General features: G+C 61.9%; 24 protein-coding genes. 10 read left to right on the top strand and 14 right to left on the bottom strand.

The features are described 5' to 3' along the window. Nucleotides 1–150: 150 nt before the first annotated feature. From RPE78_RS02330 to glmM, 4 genes are all read left to right on the top strand, one after another. Nucleotides 151–822 carry a cell wall hydrolase gene (locus tag RPE78_RS02330; RefSeq protein WP_339107890.1) on the top strand — a complete coding sequence of 224 codons (672 nt, stop codon included), beginning with the start codon at nt 151–153 and terminating at the stop codon, nt 820–822. Nucleotides 823–932: 110 nt separating this feature from the next. After that, nucleotides 933–1,835 (top strand): dihydroneopterin aldolase, encoded by a 903-nt coding sequence (locus tag RPE78_RS02325; RefSeq protein ID WP_339107889.1) that lies wholly within the window; start codon nt 933–935, stop codon nt 1,833–1,835. Between the two features lie 53 nt (nt 1,836–1,888). Beyond that, nucleotides 1,889–2,911: a dihydropteroate synthase gene (folP, locus tag RPE78_RS02320; protein ID WP_406721129.1), complete on the top strand. Its 1,023-nt coding sequence runs from the start codon at nt 1,889–1,891 to the stop codon at nt 2,909–2,911. After that, nucleotides 2,908–4,254 carry a phosphoglucosamine mutase gene (gene glmM / locus RPE78_RS02315; protein WP_406721128.1) on the top strand — a complete coding sequence of 449 codons (1,347 nt, stop codon included), beginning with the start codon at nt 2,908–2,910 and terminating at the stop codon, nt 4,252–4,254. The genes folP and glmM overlap by 4 nt, the downstream gene beginning before the upstream one ends. Nucleotides 4,255–4,309: 55 nt before the next feature. Here glmM and RPE78_RS02310 read toward each other — a convergent pair whose 3' ends face one another. Continuing rightward, complete coding sequence (locus RPE78_RS02310) at nt 4,310–4,777, bottom strand: NUDIX hydrolase (RefSeq protein ID WP_406721127.1); 468 nt, start codon at nt 4,775–4,777, stop codon at nt 4,310–4,312. 123 nt (nt 4,778–4,900) lie between these two features. After that, nucleotides 4,901–5,776, bottom strand: a complete 876-nt coding sequence (locus tag RPE78_RS02305; RefSeq protein WP_406721126.1) for a DMT family transporter — start codon at nt 5,774–5,776, stop codon at nt 4,901–4,903. A gap of 118 nt (nt 5,777–5,894) precedes the next feature. On the opposite strand from RPE78_RS02305, the gene RPE78_RS02300 reads away from it, so the two are divergent. Then, entirely contained in the window at nt 5,895–7,271 is a 1,377-nt protein-coding gene (locus RPE78_RS02300) for a PLP-dependent aminotransferase family protein (RefSeq protein WP_406721125.1), read from the top strand. On the opposite strand, the gene RPE78_RS02295 is transcribed toward RPE78_RS02300, so the two are convergent. Beyond that, nucleotides 7,249–7,773: a MarR family winged helix-turn-helix transcriptional regulator gene (locus tag RPE78_RS02295; protein WP_406721124.1), complete on the bottom strand. Its 525-nt coding sequence runs from the start codon at nt 7,771–7,773 to the stop codon at nt 7,249–7,251. The genes RPE78_RS02300 and RPE78_RS02295 overlap by 23 nt on opposite strands. Nucleotides 7,774–7,852: 79 nt before the next feature. Here RPE78_RS02295 and RPE78_RS02290 point away from each other — a divergent pair, with 79 nt between their 5' ends. After that, nucleotides 7,853–8,731, top strand: a complete 879-nt coding sequence (locus RPE78_RS02290) for an EamA family transporter (RefSeq protein WP_406721123.1) — start codon at nt 7,853–7,855, stop codon at nt 8,729–8,731. 109 nt (nt 8,732–8,840) lie between these two features. Here RPE78_RS02290 and RPE78_RS02285 read toward each other — a convergent pair whose 3' ends face one another. The 6 genes from RPE78_RS02285 to mgtE form a co-directional block, all read right to left on the bottom strand. Beyond that, nucleotides 8,841–9,581 carry a YebC/PmpR family DNA-binding transcriptional regulator gene (locus RPE78_RS02285; RefSeq protein WP_339107881.1) on the bottom strand — a complete coding sequence of 247 codons (741 nt, stop codon included), beginning with the start codon at nt 9,579–9,581 and terminating at the stop codon, nt 8,841–8,843. 88 nt (nt 9,582–9,669) lie between these two features. Continuing rightward, on the bottom strand, nt 9,670–10,035 hold the full coding sequence (locus RPE78_RS02280; RefSeq protein ID WP_339107880.1) for a hypothetical protein: 366 nt from the start codon (nt 10,033–10,035) through the stop codon (nt 9,670–9,672). 21 nt (nt 10,036–10,056) lie between these two features. After that, nucleotides 10,057–11,835: an SLC13 family permease gene (locus tag RPE78_RS02275; protein WP_339109532.1), complete on the bottom strand. Its 1,779-nt coding sequence runs from the start codon at nt 11,833–11,835 to the stop codon at nt 10,057–10,059. Nucleotides 11,836–11,959: 124 nt separating this feature from the next. Further along, nucleotides 11,960–12,775 (bottom strand): TIGR00282 family metallophosphoesterase, encoded by an 816-nt coding sequence (locus RPE78_RS02270; RefSeq protein ID WP_339107879.1) that lies wholly within the window; start codon nt 12,773–12,775, stop codon nt 11,960–11,962. A gap of 69 nt (nt 12,776–12,844) precedes the next feature. Next, nucleotides 12,845–13,423, bottom strand: coding sequence for a 5-formyltetrahydrofolate cyclo-ligase (locus RPE78_RS02265; RefSeq protein WP_406721122.1), 579 nt, complete (start codon nt 13,421–13,423; stop codon nt 12,845–12,847). After that, complete coding sequence (gene mgtE / locus RPE78_RS02260) at nt 13,420–14,805, bottom strand: magnesium transporter (RefSeq protein ID WP_339107877.1); 1,386 nt, start codon at nt 14,803–14,805, stop codon at nt 13,420–13,422. Before mgtE ends, RPE78_RS02265 begins: the two co-directional genes overlap by 4 nt. Before the next feature lie 136 nt (nt 14,806–14,941). Here mgtE and guaD point away from each other — a divergent pair, with 136 nt between their 5' ends. Beyond that, complete coding sequence (gene guaD, locus RPE78_RS02255) at nt 14,942–16,222, top strand: guanine deaminase (protein WP_406721121.1); 1,281 nt, start codon at nt 14,942–14,944, stop codon at nt 16,220–16,222. Nucleotides 16,223–16,564: 342 nt separating this feature from the next. Here the strand turns inward: guaD and RPE78_RS02250 are convergent, their stop codons facing one another. Then, a complete protein-coding gene (locus RPE78_RS02250; protein WP_406721120.1) occupies nt 16,565–17,479 on the bottom strand; it encodes an AraC family transcriptional regulator N-terminal domain-containing protein in 915 nt (304 codons plus the stop codon). 128 nt (nt 17,480–17,607) lie between these two features. Here RPE78_RS02250 and RPE78_RS02245 point away from each other — a divergent pair, with 128 nt between their 5' ends. Further along, nucleotides 17,608–18,363 carry an SDR family NAD(P)-dependent oxidoreductase gene (locus tag RPE78_RS02245; RefSeq protein ID WP_406721119.1) on the top strand — a complete coding sequence of 252 codons (756 nt, stop codon included), beginning with the start codon at nt 17,608–17,610 and terminating at the stop codon, nt 18,361–18,363. 173 nt (nt 18,364–18,536) lie between these two features. Next, the gene (locus RPE78_RS02240) at nt 18,537–19,109 is read left to right on the top strand and encodes an N-acetyltransferase family protein (RefSeq protein WP_406721681.1); all 573 of its coding nucleotides are present in this window, start codon (nt 18,537–18,539) and stop codon (nt 19,107–19,109) included. Between the two features lie 46 nt (nt 19,110–19,155). Here RPE78_RS02240 and RPE78_RS02235 read toward each other — a convergent pair whose 3' ends face one another. Both RPE78_RS02235 and RPE78_RS02230 read right to left on the bottom strand, forming a co-directional pair. Further along, entirely contained in the window at nt 19,156–19,311 is a 156-nt protein-coding gene (locus tag RPE78_RS02235) for a hypothetical protein (protein ID WP_406721118.1), read from the bottom strand. Nucleotides 19,312–19,434: 123 nt separating this feature from the next. Beyond that, on the bottom strand, nt 19,435–20,808 hold the full coding sequence (locus RPE78_RS02230) for an SLC13 family permease (protein WP_406721117.1): 1,374 nt from the start codon (nt 20,806–20,808) through the stop codon (nt 19,435–19,437). A 129-nt stretch (nt 20,809–20,937) separates the two neighbouring features. Between RPE78_RS02230 and RPE78_RS02225 the strand changes: the two genes are divergently transcribed. Further along, a complete protein-coding gene (locus tag RPE78_RS02225) occupies nt 20,938–21,651 on the top strand; it encodes a helix-turn-helix domain-containing protein (protein WP_406721116.1) in 714 nt (237 codons plus the stop codon). Between the two features lie 521 nt (nt 21,652–22,172). Here RPE78_RS02225 and RPE78_RS02220 read toward each other — a convergent pair. Continuing rightward, complete coding sequence (locus tag RPE78_RS02220) at nt 22,173–22,511, bottom strand: LysE family translocator (RefSeq protein ID WP_406721680.1); 339 nt, start codon at nt 22,509–22,511, stop codon at nt 22,173–22,175. Beyond that, nucleotides 22,462–22,641, bottom strand: a complete 180-nt coding sequence (locus RPE78_RS02215) for a hypothetical protein (RefSeq protein ID WP_406721684.1) — start codon at nt 22,639–22,641, stop codon at nt 22,462–22,464. Before RPE78_RS02215 ends, RPE78_RS02220 begins: the two co-directional genes overlap by 50 nt. Between the last annotated feature and the right edge of the window lie 71 nt (nt 22,642–22,712).

The following is a 22,712-nucleotide window of genomic DNA, read 5'->3' as shown; positions in this document are numbered from 1 at the left end:
ACGTTAAGGTAGGCGGATTTTCGCCATTTATTTGACGGAAATGCTGGGAAAATCATCTGGTTGTAGATTTTTAACGATTTAGGATGTACCTCCGCCGGGTCGTGATGGGCCCGGGTCCGTCAGGGCGTGTAACCACTGCGAGACGGACTCATGACGAAACTGGTCGGTAAGATTGTTGCGATTTTTGCCCTGACGCTTTGTGCTGGCTTGGGCTCTGCGCAGGCGGAAGTGACCGTCAGTGGTTCCAATGATCCGACAATCGATATCGACGCGCCGCTGGCCTCGATGCTCTCGGGCGAGCGCGACACTCTGGGCAGGTTCTCGGCCTCGCAGATTTCCAAGATGCTCACCCCGCCGGAAGGTGCGACCCCGCCCGAGCTGACCGCCGCATGGCTGGCGGCACAGCCGGTTGCCAAAGGGGGCGACCAGTTCGACTGTCTGGCGCAGGTGATCTATCATGAAGCGCGGGGCGAAAGTCTGGCGGGGCAGCAGGCCGTGGCCGAGGTCGTGCTCAACCGTGTCGATGACCCCGCCTTCCCGAATACCGTCTGTGGCGTGGTGCATCAGGGCGGCAAGCGCTCGTGCCAGTTCAGCTGGACCTGCGATGGCAAGACGGATGCCATTGCCAACCGCGCCAGCTATGCCCGCGTGGCAAAGGTGGCCCGTGCGATGATGGATGGTGCGCCGCGCAGCCTTACCCAAGGGGCGACCTATTTCCACACCCCCGCCGTGCGCCCGTCCTGGTCGAAGCGTTTTGTGAAAACCACGCGTGTCGGGGCGCATATTTTCTACCGCAAGCCGGTGCGCACCGCATCGAACTGAGGCATAAGCGCGTGATGGTGTCGTTTCTCGCCGGCATCTGACGTTTCGGGGTGGGCAAGGGCCCGCCCTTTTTCTATTTTCCGCGCCATCCGCAGCCTGAAAGAACCGACATGTCCAGCGATATCGCCCAAGCTTTTGCTCACCCCGAAGAGCGTTCTATCGCCTCGGCTCCGGCGGATCCCCGCGACCGGATCAGCCTGCGCGACCATATCGTGACAGCCGATATCGGGGCCTTCCAGCAGGAGCGCGGGCATGGCCAGCGGCTGCAGTTCAACATCGTGGTCGAGGTGCGGCCGGTGACGGCGCCGCTGGAGGATGATGTGGACCGCATCCTGTCTTATGACCGGATCACCGAGGCCGTGGCCGCCGAGCTTGCCGCCGAGCGTCTGAACCTGCTGGAAACGCTGGCCGAGCGCGTGGCCGAGCGTATTCTGGCCGCCCCTCAGGCGATGCGGGTCTTCGTGCGGATCGAGAAGCTTGACCGTGGTCCGGGGGCTCTGGGCGTGGAAATCGTTCGCTCGCGGGCGTCGGTGCCGGTGCAGGCGGAAGGCGAGGCCGTGCATCCCGTGCTGGCCTATCTGTCCAATGACGTCATTCAGGCCCCCGATCTTGCCGCACGGCTTGATGCGCTGGAGGCGGGGGCAAAGGCTGTGGTTCTAGTGGTTGGTCTGCCCGAGGCCACGCCGCCCCAATCGGCGCAAAAGCCCACCCAGCGCCGGATTGACCTGCTGGCCATCGAGCAGAACGCCTGGGTTCTGGCGGGGCGCGATGCGCGCTGTGTGGTTGTGTCGTCGCGCACCGAGCTTGATTGGGCGATGAAACACGGCAAGACGGTCGTCTGGGCGCCCTCGAAGATTGTGCTGGATGCGGTGGACGGGCCCAAGGGGGCTGCGCATGATGCGGTGGCGCTTGCCGTCTGGCTGGCCGAACAGCTGGTGGCCGAGCGGTTGGAACTTCACGGAAATATTGCAGCGCCGGCAGGTTCCCGCGTGAAGGTTCTGACCCACGCCTGAGCGCCGCGCAAAGACGGCTTGCCAAATCGCGGCACATGCGGTGAATGGAGGCCATGGAAAAGCTCTATTATCGCCCGATCCCGCGCACGGATCTTGCCCGCCCCGACACCGCCCTCCGGCTTGCCGGTGGCTGGTGCTGGTTTGATGAAGTCGAGGTTCTGCGCCGTGGATTGCCGCCCGAGGTGATCCCTGCGCAGCATTGCCCCGAAGAGGTGCTGGAACGGCTGACCGCCAAGCGCCGGATGATCGGGTCGATGAACCTCGAGGTGCCGCGGGTGATGGGCATCCTGAATGCCACGCCCGACAGTTTCTCGGATGGCGGCGATTATTTCGATATGCATGCGGCGATGGAACGCGCCGAAGCGATGGTCGAAGAGGGTGTCGATATCTTTGACATCGGCGGCGAAAGCACCCGTCCGGGCGCCGAGACCGTGCCCGAGGATGAAGAGATCGAGCGCACCGTGCCGCTGATTCAGGAGCTGCGCGATATGTTCGACCTGCCGATCTCGATTGATACCCGCAAGGCGCTGGTGGCGGATGCGGCGGTCGAGGCGGGCGCCGATATGATCAACGATGTCTCGGCGATGGAATATGATCCGGGCATGGCGGAACTGGCGATGGTGTCGGGCCTGCCGATCTGTCTGATGCATGCCCAAGGCGACCCCGAGACCATGCAGGACAAGCCCGAATATGATGACGTGCTGCTGGATGTCTATGACCATCTCGAAGAACGAATTGCGCTGGCCGAGGCCGAGGGGATCGACCGCGCGGCGATCATCTCGGATGTGGGGATCGGCTTTGGCAAGACGGTCGAACATAATCTGACGCTTCTGCGCGGGCTGTCGCTGTTCCACAGCCTTGGCTGCCCGATCCTGCTGGGCGTCTCGCGCAAGCGCTTCATCGGCACCATCGCGGGGGTCGAGGCCGCCAAAGACCGCATGCCCGGTACTCTGGCTGTGACCCTTGCGGGCATCGCGCAGGGCGTGCAGATCCACCGCGTGCATGATGTGGCGGAAATCAAACAGGGGGTAAACCTCTGGGCGGCCCTGACCCTGGGCTGGGAGGAAGAGAAATGAGTAGAAAACTTTTTGGCACCGATGGCGTGCGCGGCGAGGCCAATCAGGGCCATATGACCGCCGAGATGGCTTTGCGTCTGGGCGCGGCGGCGGGGCGCTATTTCCGCCGTGCAGGCACCAATGGCCATCGCGTGGTCATCGGCAAGGATACGCGGCTTTCGGGCTATATGTTTGAAAACGCGCTGACCGCCGGTCTGACCTCGACGGGGATGAATGTGCTGCTGCTCGGGCCGGTGCCGACGCCGGCTGTGGGCTATCTGACGCGCTCGATGCGCGCCGATCTTGGGATCATGATCTCGGCCAGCCATAACCCCGCCAAGGATAACGGGATCAAATTCTTCGGGCCGGACGGGTTCAAACTGTCCGACGAGGCCGAGATGGAGATCGAGGCTATGCTGGAGGGCGAGATCCGGCTGGCAATCCCCGATAATATCGGCCGTGCCAAGCGCATCGACGACGGTCTTGGGCGCTATGTCGAATATGCCAAGACGACCTTCCCCGCGCGCGACCGTATGTCGGGGCTGAAGGTTGTGGTCGATTGCGCGAATGGGGCCGCCTATAAGGCCGCGCCGCAGGTGCTATGGGAGCTGGGCTGCGAGGTGATCCCCGTGGGTGTCTCGCCCAATGGCTATAACATCAACGATAGGGTCGGCTCGACCCATACCGAGACCTGCGCCGAAGCGGTGGTGGCCCATGGCGCCGATCTGGGCATCTCTCTGGATGGGGACGCCGATCGCGTGATGATCATCGACGAGACGGGCCGCGTGGCCGATGGTGACCAGATCATGGCGCTTTTTGCCCATCGCTGGGCCGAAAAGGGCATTCTGCGCGGCGGGGCCTTGGTGGCGACAGTAATGTCGAACCTCGGTCTCGAGCGTTTCCTGCAAGGGCATGGCATCGGGCTTGAGCGGACCAAAGTGGGTGACCGCTATGTGGTCGAACGTATGCGCGCGGGCGGTTTCAACTTGGGGGGCGAGCAATCGGGCCATATCGTGATGACCGATTACGCCACCACCGGCGATGGTCTGATGGCGGGGCTGCAATTCCTGCTGGCGATGGCCGAGACGGGCAAGCGCGCTTCGGATCTGGTGCGCCAGTTCGACACGGTGCCGCAGCTTCTGAAGAATGTGCGCTATCAGGCAGGGCAGGAGCCCTTGAATGACGCTCGGGTGCAGAAGGTGATTGCCGAGGCCGAATCCCGTCTGGCGGGGCAGGGTCGGCTGCTGATCCGTAAATCGGGGACCGAACCTCTGATCCGCGTGATGGCGGAATGCGAGGATGACAAGGTGCTGGAGGCCTGCGTGGATGCGGTGGTCGAGGCCGTGACAGTGGCCGCAGGCTGAGGGCAGGAAAAGCTTCGGGCGGCGTGCGGGCCGCCCTTCGGCATGAAGGCCGGTTTCAGACGGCCTGCGTCTGGGCGGATTGCAGGCGCGCTTTCAGCCCTGCCGGATAGAGCGAAGGCTGGTTCGGGCCATCCAGCCCGTCCAGCGCGAACCAGTCGGCGTGACAGGCTGTGCCGCTGTCTTCGTAAAAGGTAAAGCCGCCCGTTGCGGGCAATCTCTCTACGGGCAGATCCACCGGAAACAGGATCAACAGCTCGTGGCCCTGCATCCCTTCGTGGTGATAGAGATTTTCCATGAAAAGCGGCGGCCCGATAATTGTTGCGGTCACACCCAGCTCTTCGCGAAACTCGCGCATCAACGCGCTCTCGGCGGTTTCGCCAAATTCGACGGTGCCCCCCAACGGGCGCACCCCCTTTAGCGTCCCATCATCGTTGAAGACACAGGTCGCCAGAAGCCGCCCCTCGCGCCAATGCAGGCCAAGGGTCTTTATGCGGATGGTCTGGGCAGGGCGCCAATATGTCATACGGGCAGAGTATCAACGATGTCCGGGCGGGGCAATGCGCGCAGAACGGGCGGGCGTCCTCACTGTCTGCTTATGGCTGTGGCGACCAAAGGCCCTGCCGCGCCTGAGGCGGTTTTCATGCGCTCAGGCAAAGCGGCGGGCACCGGCGACGCAGAGTACGGTCAGGCCCGTGCAGGCCAGCATCGGCCAGACAACCGGTTCCCGCAGGAAGAGCGCCGCCAGCAGGAGGCCGAAGAAAGGTTGCAGAAGCTGTAGCTGCCCGACGCGGGCAATCCCTCCGAGGGCCAATCCGCGATACCAGAAGACAAACCCCACCAGCATGCTGAATATGGCCACATAGCCCAACCCTGCCCATGCCGCAGGCGAGACCCCGCGCAATCCGGCGGCAGGCCATGTGGCGGTGGCCAGCAGGCCCGTCACGGGGGCGGCCAGCACCAGCGCCCATGAGATGACCTGCCAGCCGCCCAGATGGCGCGACAGGCTTGCCCCCTTGGCATAGCCCAGTCCGCAGATCAGGATTGCCGCGCACATCAGCAGATCGCCGCGCAGGGCACCGCTTGTGCTATGTGTCAGGGCAAAGCCGGACACGCTTGCCGCCCCTGCCAGCGAAAACAGCCAGAAACGGGCGCGCGGACGCTCGCCTTCCAGCAGCACGGCAAAAAGCGCGGTGGCCAGTGGTAAAAGCCCGATGAATACCGCTGATCTGGCAGCGGTGATCGATTGCAACGCCAAGGCCGATAGCAGGGGAAACCCCACGACAACCCCGAGGGCCACCACGGCCAGCCCTACCAGATCGCGTGCCGCAGGGCGTTTCTGGCGCAGGACCGTCAGGCAGACAAGGGCCAGCGCCGCCGCGATCAACGCACGGATTGCCGTCAGGAAAAGCGGCGAGAAATCCGCCACGGCCAGTCGTGTGGCCGGTAGCGAGCCGCTAAAGATCAGCATGCCCAGACAGCCGCTGCCCCACCCTTTGTTCCAGCCCCGAAGTCTTTGATCCATAGCTTGGTCTCCTTTTGGGCTGGGTAATGCCTGTCCGGCGATATAGACAGGCACAGTCCAGTACAATTCTGTCAAACTGTACTGGATCAGCGGGGCATACAGTTTGAAGGAGCATCCTATGGCGGGCACCAAGACCGAGCGCCTTATCGAGGCCCTGCGCGACAGGATCGCGGCGCGTGCCTTGGGGCCGGGGGACCGTATGCCCTCGATCCGCCGGTTTGCCGAACAGATGAAGGTCTCGCCGTCAACCGTGGTCGAGGCCTATGACCGTCTCGCGGCAGAAGGGGTGATCCGTGCTCGGCGCGGGGCGGGGTTTTACGTGGCCGAAAGCCCGCCCGCACTGAGGACGCTGGGCACGGCCACAACGCCCAAGGCACGCGCTGTCGATCCGTTCTGGGTGTCGCGCCAGTCGATGGATGCGCGGGCCGGCAGCTTGCAACCGGGCTGTGGCTGGCTGCCCGAGGACTGGATGCCGCATGAGGCACTGCGGCGGGGCTTGCGCCAGCTTGCCAAGGCCGAGACGACGGTGCTGACCAATTACGCCACTGCGCGCGGCTCTCCGGCATTACGGCGCTGCCTGCTGGGCCGATTTGCGGCAGAGAACCTGCAGGCGACGCCAGATCAACTGATGCTGACGGCATCGGCGTCGCAGGCTATGGACCTGATCTGCCGGTTGCTGCTGCGTCCGGGGGATACGGTGCTGGTGGATGATCCGGGATATTTCAACTTCCGTGCCCTTTTGCGGGCCCATCAGGTGGAGGTGCTCGGCGTGCCCTATACGCGGGACGGGCCCGACCTTGTGGCTTTCGAGGCGGCGCTGGCCCATGCGCCGCGCCTGTATCTGACCAATTCCGCGCTGCATAATCCTACAGGGGCCACGCTTGCCCCGACGGTGGCCCATCGCGTGCTGGGGTTGGCTGCGGCGCATGATCTGACCATCGTCGAGGACGACACCTTTGTGGATCTTGATCCCGACCCGACACCGCGCCTTGCCGTTCTGGACGGGCTGGAGCGGGTGCTGAGGATTGGCGGCTTTTCCAAGACGCTTTCGGCCTCGATGCGCTGCGGCTATATCGCGGGGCGCGCGGACTGGATCGAGGCGTTGGTCGATTTGCAGGTGGCCACCAGCTTTGGCGGGCCAAGCCCTGTGACCACAGAGCTGCTGTCCAGCGTGCTGGCAGGGGGCGGGTATCGCAGATATATTGCCGATCTGCATCGCCGCCTGAATGGGGCCCGTAAAACCGCTGTATCGCGGCTGGCCGGATTGGGGATTACCCCTTGGGTTCTGCCGCGCGGCGGGTTCTACCTGTGGTGCCGTTTTCCCGACGGCATCGATACGGGCGATTTTGCCCAAGGCGCGATGCAGAAAAACCTGATGCTGGCACCGGGCAATGTGTTCAGCCCATCGCATTCGGCCAGCCGTTTCATGCGGTTCAATGTGACGCAGATGCAGGACCCGCAGATCTACGAGGTCATGCGGGAGGTGCTGGGGTGACGGGGGGCTCTCCTTTGGGGGGATCGATCCGGGCCAGCCATGCGCGCAGCGCCTCGTCCATCGCAGCCCGCAGGGGCGGCGGGAGATCGTTGATCAGGCGGTGCTGGTTGGCCACATGCTCGGTCACCACCTGATCGATCAGCCGGAAGCCCATATCGGTCAGCGCCACAACCGAGCCGCGCCCGTCCTCGGGGTTGCTGCGCCGCTCGATCAGCCCGCCGGCTTCCAGCCGGTCCAGCCGGTTGGTCATCGTGCCCGAGGTCACCATCGTCCAGGAAATCAATGCCGAAGGGCTCAGCGCATAGGGCGGCCCCGCGCGGCGCAATGTCGCCAGAACATCAAAGCTCGCCGCCGTCAGGTCATGCTGTCTGAACAGCTGTGCCATCTCTTGGGACAGGTGATCGGTCAGCCGTTTGAGCCTGCCGAAGATCCCCATCGGCCCGACATCAAGATCGGGGCGCTCTTGGTGCCACTGGGCGAGAATAGTGTCGACTTGATCCATAAAACAGCGGATAGGCGGTTTTTATCTTGACGTCAAGTTTCTCTCATTTATCTCGACATCAAGATAGATGGAGAAACCAATGTCCGCCAAGACCGATATGCTGCTGACCGCCCTTGCGCCGGTGATCTGGGGCAGCACCTATATTGTCACCACCGGGCTTTTGCCCGCAGGCTATCCGCTCACCGATGCCGCTTTGCGCGCGCTGCCTGCGGGGCTTTTGCTGATGGCGCTGACCCGGCAATGGCCCCCAAGGCGCTGGCTCGGGCGCCTGCTGATCTTGGGGGCGTTGAACTTTGCGCTGTTCTGGGGCGCGCTGTTTGTGGCGGCCTATCGCCTGCCGGGCGGGGTGGCCGCCACATTGGGGGCGGTGCAGCCGTTGATCGTGCTGGTTCTGGCCCGCTTTATGCTGCAGGTTCCGCTCTCGCAGCGTGGAATTCTTGCCGCGCTGACAGGATTGGGGGGCGTGGGCCTTCTGGTACTGGGGCCGGGGGCGGATTTCGATCCGGTCGGAATGGGCGCGGCCTTGCTGGGAGCTGTCTCTATGGCCGCGGGGGTGGTGCTGACGCGCAAATGGCACCCCGACGTATCGGCGCTGACCTTCACCTCGTGGCAACTGACGGCCGGGGGGATATTGCTGCTGCCCTTCGCCCTTCTGGCCGAGCCCGCGCTTCCCGCGCTCGGGGCGGGGGCGATTGCGGGCTTTCTCTGGTTGAGCCTTGCAGGGGCGGCGCTAAGCTACTTTTTCTGGTTTCGCGGGATCGAACGCCTGGGGCCTGCGGCGGTAACAGGGCTGGGCTTTCTCAGCCCGCTCACGGCGGTCTTGCTGGGCTGGCAGCTGCGGCAGGAAACGCTGTCAGCGGCACAATGGGCGGGGGCGTGTGTGGTGCTGCTCAGCGTCTGGTTGGGAACCCGCCCTGCGACAGGGGCACAGCGTGGCGCGGGTCTGTCCCGTTCCTGAACGGCACAGAGGCGTGGCAGGCGTCACGCCGTGCCTTCCCTGCTTCAAAAAACAAACGGCTACCGGAAGCAATCCGGTAGCCGTTAGAATTCAGGCGGAAGGGCCTCATTTACAGTTGGGCGGCCACGTCTTCCGGCACGTCGAAATTGGCGGTGACGTTTTGCACGTCATCATCGTCTTCCAGCGTGTCGATCAGCTTCATCAGCTTCTGCGCGGTCTCGAGATTGACCTCGGTGCGGTTTTGCGGCTTCCAGATCAGCTTGGCTTCTTTTGCCTCGCCCAGTTCCTTTTCCAGCGCGTCGGTCACCGTGGACAGATCTTCCATCGGGCAGTAGATCCAGTGGCCTTCCTCGTCGGATTCCACATCTTCCGCACCCGCTTCGATGGCCGCCATCATGACGGTATCGGCATCGCCTACGGAGGCGTCATAGATGATCTCGCCGAGGCGGTCGAACATGAAGCTCACCGAGCCGCTGGTGCCCAGATTGCCGCCGCATTTGGTGAAGGTCGAACGCACGTTCGAGGCGGTGCGGTTGAGGTTGTCGGTCAACGCCTCGACGATTACCGCGATCCCCTCGGGGCCGTAGCCTTCATAGCGGATCTCGGTATATTCATCGCCGTCACCCACCTGCGATTTCTTGATCGCGCGGTCGATCACGTCCTTCGGCATCGATTGCGACTTGGCGGCTTTTACCGCCAGACGCAGACGCGGGTTTTTCTCGGGATCAGGGTCGCCCATCTTTGCGGCCACGGTGATCTCTTTCGAAAGCTTCGAAAACATTTTCGAGCGGATGGCATCCTGCTTGCCTTTACGGTGCTGGATGTTTGCCCATTTTGAATGGCCTGCCATGAGCCGTCTTCTCCGTCAGATGTTCATATAATTTGGCGCTGATATAGGACAGACAGCGCCCAATCTGCAAGATGCCGCGCGAAAACGCTTAGTGCAGCGCCATTGGCGGGTCGACATTGTCGCCTGTGGTGTCGCGCAGCGAGGGGGTGTGGAAGGTCCAGGTGCGGCCCGCGCCATTAGACAGGACCACAGTGGATTGCGTCTGCAAGATCGCCGAGGCTGCGGGCACAAGCGGGTGGCTCTCGATCCGGACCTCGTAGTGCAACGGGTTGGAACAGTTGGACAATGTTCCCGAATGCGCGCCACCCATAGTCACGCGGCACACCTCGCCGTTGAAAAAGCTTACCGCAAGCTGTTCGCCATGCAGCGTGACGCCTTGCGGGTTGGCCTTCCAGCCGGTTTGGGCACAGGCGGCGAGGCCGAGAGCCAGCCCCAGACCAATCAGATATTTCATGGGACGTTCTCCCGAAGTGAATCAAAGCGGCCAGATCAAAGGAATAATCAGGCAAGCGGTCAGGCCGGTGACAATATCCAGCGGAATCCCCAGACGCAGGAAGTCGTTGAAACGGTAGCCACCCGGCCCGTAGACCATCATATGGGTCTGATAGCCGATCGGCGTCGCAAAGGCCACCGATGCCGAAAACATTACCGCGATGGCGAAGGGGCGGGGGTCATAGCCCAACGAATGGGCCAAGCTGATGGCGATCGGGGCATAGATCACGGCCACGGCGTTGTTGGACAGGAATTCCGTCATCACCAGCCCGATGAAATACACCGCCATGAGGGTGGCGAAGGGCGGCAGATGGGTCAGCCAGGGCGAGATATAATCGACCAGCAGTTTCACCGATCCCGAAGCCTCAAGCGCGTCACCCACGATCAGCATCGAGAAGATCATGGCCAGAAGGCGCCCGTCGACAAAGGTGAAGGCTTCATCGGCATCAATGCATTTGCTGACCAGAATGATGGCCACGGCCACGCCCGCCAGCACCAGAATCGGGGCGATGTCAAAGGCGGCCAGCCCGACAACGCCCAGCAGCGCCCCGATCGCCAGCGGCATATGGCTGCGGCGATAGGCTTTGGCGGTGGGCTTGGAGACATCCACCAGATCCATATCCGAGGCCAGACGCGCAATGTCTTCCGGCGCGCCTTCCAGAAGCAGCGTGTCGCCCACGACAACCACCAGATCATCCAGCTGGCGCCCGATATTCTGGTTGCGGCGGTGGGCGGCCAGAACATAGACCCCGTAGCGGCGGCGCAGGCGCAGCTCGCCCAAGGACCGCCCGATCATCCGGCAACCGGGCGAAATCAGCACCTCGACGGTTTCGGTCTGTACCGAACTCAGCTTGTCGATCATCCGCAGATCGGGGTTTTTCTGCATGCCCAGCAGCTCGGTCATCTCGGTGCGCAAGACCACGCGGTCGCCCTGTTCCAGAACGGCATTGGGCAGATCGCGGCGCAGCGAGGCATCGCCGCGCAGCACATCCACCACGCGCACGCCCTCGCGTTTGAAGGCATCCACCTCCAGAACCGGCGTGCCCAGAAGCGAGCTGTCCTCGGGGATGGCCACCTCGGTGAAATATTTCATCTTCGGGCGCTGGCCCAGCAGGAAGGCCATCGACTGGCGCTCGGGCAGCAGGAATCTGGTGGTCAGCGCCATGAAGAGCGAGCCTGCCACAAGCACCGCGATCCCGACCGGCAGGATCTCCAGCACGCCGAAAGGCTCCAGTCCGCTGCGCCGCGCGACCCCGTCAACGAGGATGTTTGTCGAGGTGCCCAGAAGCGTCAGCATGCCGCCCATGACGGTGAAGTAACTGAGCGGCAAAAGGAATTTCGAGGGCGACTTGCCCAGTTTGCGCGCCACCTGAATGAAGACGGGGATCATCACCGCCACGACGGGGGTGTTGTTCATCACCCCGGATGCGACGGCGGTGATGGCAAACATCAGCCCGACCGTGAAGACGGGGCGCTTCGAGATATGGGTCTCGGCATAGCGGGTCATCGCATCCAGCGCGCCTGTGCGCACCAGCGCGCCCATGATCAGGAACATGAAGGCAATGGTCCAAGGTGCCGAGTTCGACAGGCTTTCGGTGGCCTGTTTCACGGGCTCGAAGCCAAAGATGACCATCAGCGCCGCACCCGCAATCGCGATCACCTCGGGCGGGCGCGTTTCGCGGATGAACATGACGAACATCCAGACCACGATCAGCAGCGGCAAAATGGCCCGCACCGTATCGGAAAGCGGCAGATCGATCATCATGACCCCAAGAATTTTTCAAGCGTCTTCGGGCGGATACTAATCAGCACGGGACGCGGCACAAGCAGAGTTTGAAAATCAGGAGCCTTTCCGCCGCAACGGAGCAAAAGGCAACCGGATCCGCTCAAATCGGCGTCTGTTCGGGAAGACGTCCGCCCACCCGCACCGGCTGGCAGCGTTTGGCCAGCCCCGTGCGGTCATCGGTTTCGACGAAGAACCCCGAAAGGGAGGCCTCGCCCTTGGCAGGGGTGAATCGGTCCCGTGCCATGCCGGTGATGAAGCGGCGCATGGGCTCGGCTTTTTCCATGCCGATCACCGAGTTGTAATCGCCGCACATACCCGCATCGGTCAGATAGGCGGTGCCTGCGGGCAGGATCATGGCATCGGCGGTGGGCACATGGGTATGGGTGCCCACAACCATGCTGGCCTTGCCATCGCAGAAATGCCCCATCGCCATCTTCTCCGAGGTTGCCTCGCAATGGACATCCAGCAAGATCGCCTGTGCCTGACCGCCCAGAGGATAGGATTTCAGTACCTTTTCGACAGCGGAGAAGGGGTCGTCGAAGGGGCGCTTCATGAAGACCTGTCCCAGCACCTGCGCCACAAGGATCTTGCGGCCACGACGATCCTCAAACAGCCGCGCTCCTGCACCGGGGGCATCCTTGGCGAAATTGAGTGGGCGGATCACCCGTTTTTCCTGCGCGATGAACGGCATCATGTCCTTCTGGTCGAAGGCATGATCGCCCAGCGTCACCACATCGGCACCCGCATTCAGCAAAAGCTTGGCATGATCCGCCGAGAGCCCCATCCCGTTCGAGGAGTTCTCGCCGTTGACCACGACAAAATCCAGCTTCCACGCCTCGCGCAGACCCGCAAGACGCTCGCTGATTGCCGTGCGCCCCGCGCGGCCCATTACATCGCCAAGAAAGAGTATTTTCATGGGGTCCTGCCTTAGGGGGTCGGGCGTGAAAGGGCAAATGTTTTCACCCGTTTCCCCCGATTTTTGGCGTTACGGCGCCTCGGAGCGGGTGGGGAAAGGACCGAAAACGCCGGTTTCGGTCACCATCAGGTCCAGCGGCTGGTCGGTGGCCTCGACGGGAACCCGCGCCATTTCCTGCGCGGCAAAGGCGAAACCGATCACCGTGACGGGGCCGCGCTGGCGCAGGCCCTCAAGGGTACGGTCGTAAAACCCGCCGCCATACCCCAGCCGGAAGCCGCGGCGGTCGAAAGCCAGAAGCGGCACCACGACCACCTGCGGGCAGACCGTCGCCGTAGCGGCGGGAATGGCCGCGCCGAATGCGCCGGGGATCATCTCGGCTTCCGCCGACCAGGGTCGGAAGGACAGTGGTCGGGCCTCGGCTTCGACCACGGGCAGGCAGAGCGGGCCGTCATGGCGCAGCAGGGCAGGGCGGGGGTCAAGCTCGGTGCGGATCGGCATGTATCCCGCCACGATCTGACCCGCATAGCGGCGCAGGACCTCGCTCAGGCGGGCATTGGCCTGCAGCGCCAGCCCCTGCGTGGCGAAGGCGGCCTTGCGGGCGGCGAAGGCGGCTTTGCGCGCGGCCTGCTTGTCCTCGCCCGAGCTCATAAAAGCATAGTCCCCGCAAGGCCCAGAAAGGCGAAAAACCCCACGACATCGGTGACGGTCGTCACGAAGGTCCCCGAGGCCAGTGCAGGGTCGGCCCCGAGTTTCTCCAGCGCCAGCGGCACCAGAATGCCGGCAACCGCCGCCACCACCAGATTGATGACCATCGCAATGGCAATCACCGCGCCAAGCGTGGCCCCGTCAAACCAGACCCATGCGACGATCCCCATGACAAGCGCGAAGGCCAGCCCGTTGAGCAACCCCACAATAGTTTCCCGCCTGACCACACGCCAGACGTTGCTATCGGTCAGGCTTTTGGTTGCCAGCGCCCGCACGGCCACGGTTAGTGTCTGCGTGCCCGCATTGCCGCCCATCGAGGCGACAATCGGCATCAGCACCGCCAAGGCGACGATTTTCTGGATCGTGCCTTCAAAGACCGAGATCACCAGCGAGGCCAGAATGGCGGTCAGCAGGTTCACCATCAGCCACGGCAACCGCTGGCGCAGGGTTTCCAGAACGGTGTCGGAAAGCGAGGATTCATCCCCCACACCCGCCAGACGCAGGATGTCTTCCTCGTGTTCCTCATCCAGCACGGACATGGCGTCGTCGATGGTGATCACGCCGACAAGGCGGTCATTCTCGTCGACCACGGGACAGGAGATCAGGTGGTACTGGTTGAAGGCATAGGCCACATCCCCTTCCTCCTGATAGACGGAGATCGTGCGGAACTCTTCCTCGGCAATATCCCTGAGGCCGGAATCGCGCGGCGCCGACAGAATGCGCCCCAGCGTGACATTGGCCAGCGGGTGATGTGCGGGGTCCACCAGAATGACGTGGTAGAACTGGTCCGGCAACCATTCCGACGAGCGCAGATAGTCGATGGTCTCGCCCACGGTCCAATGCTCGGGGGCGGTGACCACCTCGCGCTGCATCAGACGACCGGCAGAATATTCGGGATAGGTCAGCGATTTCTCGACCGCGATCCGGTCACGGTCATCGAGGATGTCGAGAATCGCTTCCTGCTGCGGTTCTTCGAGATCCTCGATCAGGTCGACCACGTCATCGGAATCAAGCTCGCGGACTGCCTCGGCCAGAACCTCGGGCTCGAGGCTCGACAGCACTTCCTCGCGGATCGATTCGTCGATCTCGGTCAGGATCTCCCCGTCGATCTCGCGGCCCCAGAGGCGCAGGATCCCGCGGCGTTCATTCCCCGAGATCTGTTCGAGAAGGTCAGCGATATCTGCGGCGTGCAAAGGCTCCAGCAGGCGTTTGAGCGCCTCTGCGTCCTCGTCTTCCACGGCCTGCAGGATCGTCTCGACCAGCTCGCCATCCAGCCGGTAATCCTGCTCTTCGCGCTCTTGGTCCTCGATCAGATCTTCTGCCATCCGGCCCCCTTGGATTTTATTGGCCCGCAACTCGGTATTCAAACTAGCCTATCCGCTGGGCGGGCAGAAGAGGCTGGTATCCCGTTTTCGCTCATGCCTAAGATGGTGCGTCTTTTGCGAGCGGAAAGGAATGGTGATGGTCGATCTTCTGTTGGGACAGGTGATCCGTTTTTGTGACATCCCCATGACAGATCAGGCGTTCGGGATGGAGCATTTGACCCAAGGTGCCGTCGTTGTAAAGGACGGTCGGATCGTGGCAGTCGGCCCTGCCGAAGATGTGAAGCGCGCCTGGCCGCAGGCGCGCCTGCACGACTACGGGGACAAACTGATTTCGGCAGGGTTCATCGACGCCCATGTGCATTTTCCGCAAACCGCGATCATTGCCAGCTGGGGAAAGCGGCTGATCGACTGGCTCAACGCCTATACCTTTCCGGAGGAAATGCGACTGGCCGATCCGCTCTATGCCAAGACGATTGCCGAGACCTATATGGATCTGGCGCTGGCCAATGGCACGACAAGCATGTGCAGCTTCTGTACCGTCCATCCGGCAAGCGTCGACGCTTTTTTCACGGCGGCACAAAGGCGTGGTCTGCGCGCGATGGGCGGCAAGACCTGTATGGACCGCAACGCCCCCGAGGGGCTGCGCGACAGCGCCCAATCGGCCTATGATGACAGCAAGGCGCTTTTGCACAAATGGCATGGGGTGGACCGGCTGTCTTATGTGATCACCCCGCGGTTCTCGCCCACATCCACGCCAGACCAGCTGCGCGCTCTGGGGGATCTATGGGCCGAACATCCCGACTGCCTGATGCAGACCCATCTTTCCGAGCAGACCGACGAGATCGCCTGGGTCAGATCGCTTTTCCCGCAGGCCCGCGATTATCTCGACACTTACGAGGCCTTTGGGCTATTGGGTGAAAACGGTCTCTATGGCCATGCGATCCATCTGGAGCCGCGCGAGATCGACAGGTTGTCCGAGCTGAATGCCGGGATCGCCCATTGCCCGACCTCGAATACCTTCATCGGCTCGGGGCTGTTCGATATGGCGGGCATGGTGGGTCGCACCCGCGTAGGTCTTGCGACCGACACGGGCGGCGGGTCGAGCTTTTCCATGCTACGCACGATGGCTGCAGCCTACGAGATCGGCCAGCTGCGGGGAACGCCGCTGCATCCGGCATTCCTGTGGTGGCTGGCGACCCAAGGCTCCGCGCGCAGTTTGAAGATCGATGATCGTGTGGGGAATATCGCTGTTGGGCTGGAGGCGGACCTGATCGTGGTGGATCTGGCCTCCACCCCCGCCATCCGTCAACGCATGTCCCGCGCGGACAGCTTCACGGAAGCCCTTTTCGCCACCATCATGATGGGCGACGACCGCGCCATCGCATCTGTCTGGGTGAACGGGGAAAAGCACCACTAACGCCGTTTAGTGTGTGTAATTTGAAGCATATGAGTGCGAATTTAAAGCATATCCTTACCTGACAAAAATACTTTATCCATATAATTCAGAAATTTATTAGCACGCAATTACAATCAAAGCTTCACCTCGCTTACGTGCTTCAGATCCTCTGAAGCTCGTAGGCGTTAAATGCGACAAGGTCGTTTTCGGCCCTCTCATAATGTCCGCAAGGCTGGCCATCACTGCGTCGCAGCTTGACCGGGCCGAAGGTTCTCTTGTCGCGCGGTATTCTTGATGGATGAAGGTCGGCAATGCGGGACGAAGCTGCCGCTCATTTCATGCACAGGGGAGCTTGCCAAGCGCTCAGGCGACGGCAGTTGCTTTGCGTATATCCTTTCCGGGAGGCGCACCGAACAGTCGGGCGTAGTCCCGGGTGAAATGCGTCACGCTAGCATAGCCGACTGAGTGAGTTGCCTCCGCGATCCTCGCGCCCTCTGCCAGCATGAGCCGCCGCGCTTCGATGAGACGAAGTTGTTTCTGGAACTGGAGCGGCGACAGGGTCGTGATGGCGCGAAAGTGCTTGTGGAACGCGGGCTCGCTCATCGCAGCGGCCTCGGCGAGTTCCCCTGTCCTGATCGCACGGGCGTAGTCCCGCCGCAGGATGTCGACCGCGCGCGCAATCCGGGCCGTGTGGCTGTCCGGTGCGCCGAGAGCAGCTATGGCCGGGCCGTGAACTCCCATCAGGAGCCAGTAGTGCAGCTCCCGCAGCAGGCCCTCTCCGAGCACAGCCAGGGCCTGAGGCCGATCCAGCAGTCGTGCAAGGCGGAGGGAGGCGTCGATAACCTCCGTGCCGATCGGCTCGACCCTGACGGGCCGGGCTTCCGCCGACGGCACGGAGACCGTCGGGCTGAACGCGCTCAGGATCACGGGATCAAGCTCGAGCACGAGCGCATAGTAGGGTGCCGCGATACTGGCGCGGGTGATCCTGCTGACGGTGGGGATATCCGCTGCGACCACCATTGCCTCTCCCGGCGCGTATTCGAAGGACGCGCCCAGTGTTGTCACGCGCTTGCCCCCCTGAAGAAGCATGGCGATCACGGGCTTCTGGACGGCAATCAGCAGTTCGCCGGGATGCAGGGCGCGCACCACGGTCAGGCCCCGCACCGTGGTCGGCGCGACCCCGTCGGGCCCGGCATTGGCGTCGGCGAACCGGCGGCAATGGACAAGCAACTTGGCAAGCGGTGGAATGTTTTGGGCAATGTTCATGAAGTTATTCATGGCTCATCCGAGCTTGCCATGGAAGAAGGAAATGGGAATAGGCAAGATTTGACGAGGAACGGGCAAAATCAGGCGTCGGCGTTCCCCTATCTCAGGGAGACCACAAGACACCCTGAAAGGATAGTCCCATGACCAAGATCTCTCTCGTCACCGGCGCAAATCGCGGCCTCGGTCGCAACACCGCGCTCGCCATCGCCGCGAGCGGCGGCGACGTCATCGTCACCTATCGATCGGACGCCGCGCAGGCGCAGGAGGTCGTTGCCCTGATCCGCGAGATGGGGCGCCAGGCCGTGGCGATGCGCCTCGACGTGGCCGACATCGCAAGTTTTCAGGCCTTCGCCAAGGACCTGCGCGCTGAACTGCACACCATCTGGGGGCGTGACAGATTCGATCACCTGATCAACAATGCCGGGCATGGCGAGTTCGCCGAGATCGAGGAAACCACCGAAGCGCAGTTCGATGGATTGTTCGCGGTTCATGTGAAAGGCGTCTTCTTCCTCACCCAGACCCTTCTGCCGCTTCTGGCCGGTGGCGGGCGGATCGTGAACTTCTCGTCCGGCCTGACGCGGGTCTCCTTCCCCGGGTTCGCAGCCTATTCGGCGGCGAAGGCGGCGGTCGAGATGCTGACGGTCTACATGGCGCGGGAGTTTGGCGCACGGGGTATCGCGGTGAACACGGTCGCGCCTGGCGCGATCGAAACGGATTTCGGTGGAGGGCTGGTGCGTGACAATGCCGAGGTGAACGCGCAGTTCGCCGGAATGACGGCGCTTGGCCGCGTAGGGGTGCCGGACGACATTGGTCCAATGATCGCAAGCCTTCTGTGCGATGAAAATCGCTGGGTCACGGCTCAGCGTATCGAAGTGTCGGGCGGCCAGACGATCTGATCCCCTGAGCGACGCGCGTGGCCGCGGGGGCCGCAGTCACGACCTCGGTTCCCCGTGCCTAGCGCCGCGCCAGCCCCCCGGTAGGGCGGCTGCGGACGAAGCGGTCGTTGACATGTGGCCGAATTGTTGCGACGAACCCTGCATGAGGATGAAAGCCACTCGCTTCGTAACCTATTATTGCCACCTCATCTGAGCGCGGTGCACATGAACATGCTGTCGCCGTATGGTGGCAGATAGTTGGCTCCTACGGCGACAAGGAGCCAGTAATACTAAAGAGCCATTTACCCCTAACAACCGATTTCGGACTGGTCCGCTTTGCTCGGCAAAGCGACGCAGAGCGCATTGTCGAGATGGCCGGAAAGCTCGCCAATCATCATGGGGATACGCCAACCCTGACGGTAGACGACCTTATCCGGGACATTTCAGGAGAAAATCCATGGCTGTATGTCCTTGTCGCGGAATCAGATGGTGAACTGGTCGGCTATGCCGCCCTTTGCCAACTGACCCGACTTCAGTTCGGATTGCGCGGGATGGACATGCATCACTTATTCACCGAAGCCTCGCTCCGGAGGCAAGGCATTGGGCATAGCCTCGTGAACGCCTGTAAGATCATGGCACGCGCCCTGTCTTGCAGTTACATGACGGTCGGCACCCATCCAGATAACCACAAGACACAAGCGTTCTATGAAAAATTGGGGTTCGAGCGTAGGGATGCCCATCCTCCCCGCTTTGCGATCCAGCTTTGAGATTGAAGGGCGGTTAAGGGCTCAAACCAGACATGCGGCAGCACCATCACGAGGGCCGCACCACTGTATCGACGTCTTCGGCCCTCTCCGGACATTCGCCAAGCTGGCTCCGCTGCAGAGCAGCTTCCTTGGACCGGCCATTCGTCACACAGCGCAGCATAGTTGGGCAGGCCATGGCCAGCAATGCGGACTTTCCGGTCATTAGGGGATCAGCACGTACAAATACAGCATGATACGGTTCGTAGTCGCAGCAAGAAACGCTTCGTGCCGCAGCGCAGAACGCAATTACGGTCGTTCAAGAATGCATTAAAGGCGGGAGCCTATCTTATAATACGCCCAGAAATTTCCACCAAAGGAAATCTACGGGAATGAGTATCAGGGCGGTGATAGCGAAAAGCGCCAACGTCACCTTAAGGAGCGGGCGGGTGCTTTCTCCTGCAAGACCCATGGCGACAATCAGTGGGCCGACCTGGTAAGGGAAGAGAACGCTGGAGAAGCCAATGACCTGAGTCATCAACACTGCCTCCTGCGAAAGACCCGTCGCCTTCGCGAGTTGTGGGACCAGTGGCGTCAGGACTGCCGGCACACCCGCCATGGTGGTAAAAATTGACGTAACTACTGACAACAGGCACAGAGATACAAAATTCAGGAAATCGGCTCCTTCCTCGAAGGGAAGCGCATCAAAGACACCGCCAGCAATCAGCGCGCCAAGACCGCTAGCATTCACCACTGTCCCAAGCGTCAGCGCTCCCGCCACGAAGAGTAGCATGGAGAAATCCACCGACGTGCGAAAGACGGGAGGTGGCACGAAGCCAAATTGTGGAATCATCAGGACGAGTGAAGTTCCCAGGCCGATCCAAGCGGGATTTAGCCCGTGTAGCTGATCGGTCGACCACAGCAGCAGCGTGACCAGAAAGATAGCGATCAGTGCGGCTTGGCGGCCAGCGGCAGCTGACGTCACAGTATGTGGTGCGTCTCCTTGGGTGATCCGGGCCGGAAAGAACTTCAGCACCAGCGCGACGATTGCAACGGATTTCAGCAGACCCAATACGGGGTAATGCAACAGCAAGTAACGGCCGTAGCCGAAATGAGTACCAAGGCTTGCCTCGGCTACGCCGGCGAGGATCACGTTGGGAATATTGGAGGGCAGGATCGCGAAGCTTGGCATGTTGGTTCCGATGGCGATTGTGATCGCGACCCCAGTGCGGCCCGCGGTGCCCTTTTCAAGGCCAAGGGCATCAGCCAGAGCCATGCCGATCGGCACGAGGACCGCCGCGCGGCCAAGTGACGACGGCATTACGAAGCCGAGCGCCATCCCTAGAACCATAAGGCCTGCGATCAGCGCCGTGTAACTGCGCGACAAATAGGGCCGCGCTAGGTCACCTAGACGTGCCCCGAGGCCTCCGTGACTAATCGCGGCACCGATGACGAAACCCGTGACCACCAGCCAGATAGCCGAGGAGGCAAAGCTGGAGAAAACCAGTTGTGGCGCTGCAGCTCCTGTTAGGATGAGCGTGCTAAACAGGAAGGTCGATGCCACGTAGCCTGGGACAAGCCCCGTCCCCCAGAGGACCAGAGTGACTAGGACGATGGCGGCGACCAGTCCCTGATTGCCGGTCATGCCCATCGGCAGGGCAACAAGGCTCCAACCAGCGATCAGAATAACGATAGCAAGAATACTCTCTTTGGCGCGAAACATTGCGGCCCTCCGTTTTCAGCAGGCCTATCCTGTTCAGCGTGTTCGACATATAACGACAAAATGACAAAAGATATCGAATTTCTGCCAAATCCCAATCTTCCCCTCCGGGCTTGGTCCGGAGCCTTAGCCATGACCGAAGCCGTGCCCCGCATCGCTCCAGAAGCTTGGCCCCGCGCCTTGTTCAGTTACGATGGGATGATGCGCATCGAGGCCGACCTGGACCGATGGTTCATTCCAGATCGCCATGGCATCTGGATCCCATCCGGCACCTCCACCAAGGCCTCGCTGATCGCGGATCTGGAATACCAAGCCTTTCTCATTGCTCCGAGATTCGCGGCGCGTCTGGCGATGCCCGATCGACCAACGGTGCTGCATGCCTCCCCGCTCATTCGGGGGATCGGTCGTCGGTTGATGCTAATCGATGGGGGGGCCGCCTTGCGCCGTCCGGCCGAGTGGCGGCGTCTCTGCTGGGCCGCTCTGGATGAACTAGCCCGGCTCGAGCGTCCGGACTTTGCCTTGCCTGGCAGCGGCGACCCCCGTCTGGCTCAGGTAATGACACGCCTGCTGGTTAGCCCTGCCGAGACGAGCAATCTCGGCAGGCTGGCCGCCAATATCGGCACCAGCGAACGCACTCTCTCGCGTCTGTTCCAAAAGGAAACCGGCCTCAACTGGCGCGAATGGCGTGACCGGCTACGCTTCTTCCTGGCGATCGAGGGTTTGCAGTCCGGTAGGAGCAGTACGGATCTGGCCAACTGGCTCGGCTATTCAAGCCCTTCGGCTTTCGTCGCCGCCTTTAAACGGCGAAGTGGCAATTCACCGAAGAGCTGGCGGCGCGGCCTCTGAGCCACTTCTTCCAAGGTTCCACTGGCCCGGCCATGGGCCATGCCCTGGCCCAGTGCTCGCTCATTCGCCCAACTGAGCGGCCAGATCAGGGAATGTACGGTATGGACAAAAATGGCGGCCCCGAACAGCACAATTAGATCTACAGGACCGTCGATGTCGGACAGTCTTGAGTGAGCCATCACGAGAAAAGCCTATATCGCAAAACACTATTTTCAGAATAGCGCACGGCAACGCGGTACATTTCTAAAAGACAGCAGCTCTGAGCCGATCAAAAAACTGAGCGCATCGCTGCATGTGCAAAATCCGCTTGGCAGGTTCAGGTCAGTTTGGGCTCTGAACGGACTTGCGGCGGCGTAGTGTGCTGGCCGCCGAGGTGAGTTTGGCTGCCCGGGAGAGATGCCCCTCTCCGGACCTTCATCGGGCCAGCCTACGCGGCGATGCAGTTCACCGAACCGGCCGTTCGCAGCGCTGTGCAGCATGACCCGGCGGCCCGATGTAGGTAGAGCGGACAAAGCGGACAGTTAGGGTACGGCTTGCACCAGCATCCACGTAACCGACAAAGCGAGGATCAGTGCCATGATGCCGTTGAACACACGCATCTGGCTTTGTCCGATCCGAGCTCCGCCCCATGCCCAACCTGCGAGGGACAACCAGCAGATCGCACCATACAGGATCGTGAAAACGGCCATTCCGCTGGTGCGGTCCTCTAAAGGCAACACGAAGGTTGAGAGTGATGAGAACACCGCAAGCCAGGCTTTCGGGTTAAGCCCCTGCACCATGACCCCGGACCAGAAGCCGGGAATCCTGGGGTCACTGTCCGCAGGGTTTCCGCCACCGCCTCGAAGCAGCCCGCATGCCATCCACAAGAGATAGGCGGAACGGCAACGCGACGTTCACCACGAACAGATCGAAGACGGTGATGAAGCCACCAAGCAAAAGGGCGAAAAGCGGGAGCATGCCAAGGTGGCGAGGGGCGGGTTCGGTCGTCATGTCAACTCCTTCTTCGAGATCATGACGTCTTTTCGCGCACCTCTCATTCTGTTACTATGGGGGAAGTTATC

Origin of the sequence: Thioclava litoralis (assembly GCF_045278885.1) — a bacterium.
GTDB lineage: Bacteria > Pseudomonadota > Alphaproteobacteria > Rhodobacterales > Rhodobacteraceae > Thioclava > Thioclava litoralis.
The sequence above is the reverse complement of the archived record's forward strand: the minus strand, read 5'-3'. Positions and strand labels throughout refer to the sequence as shown.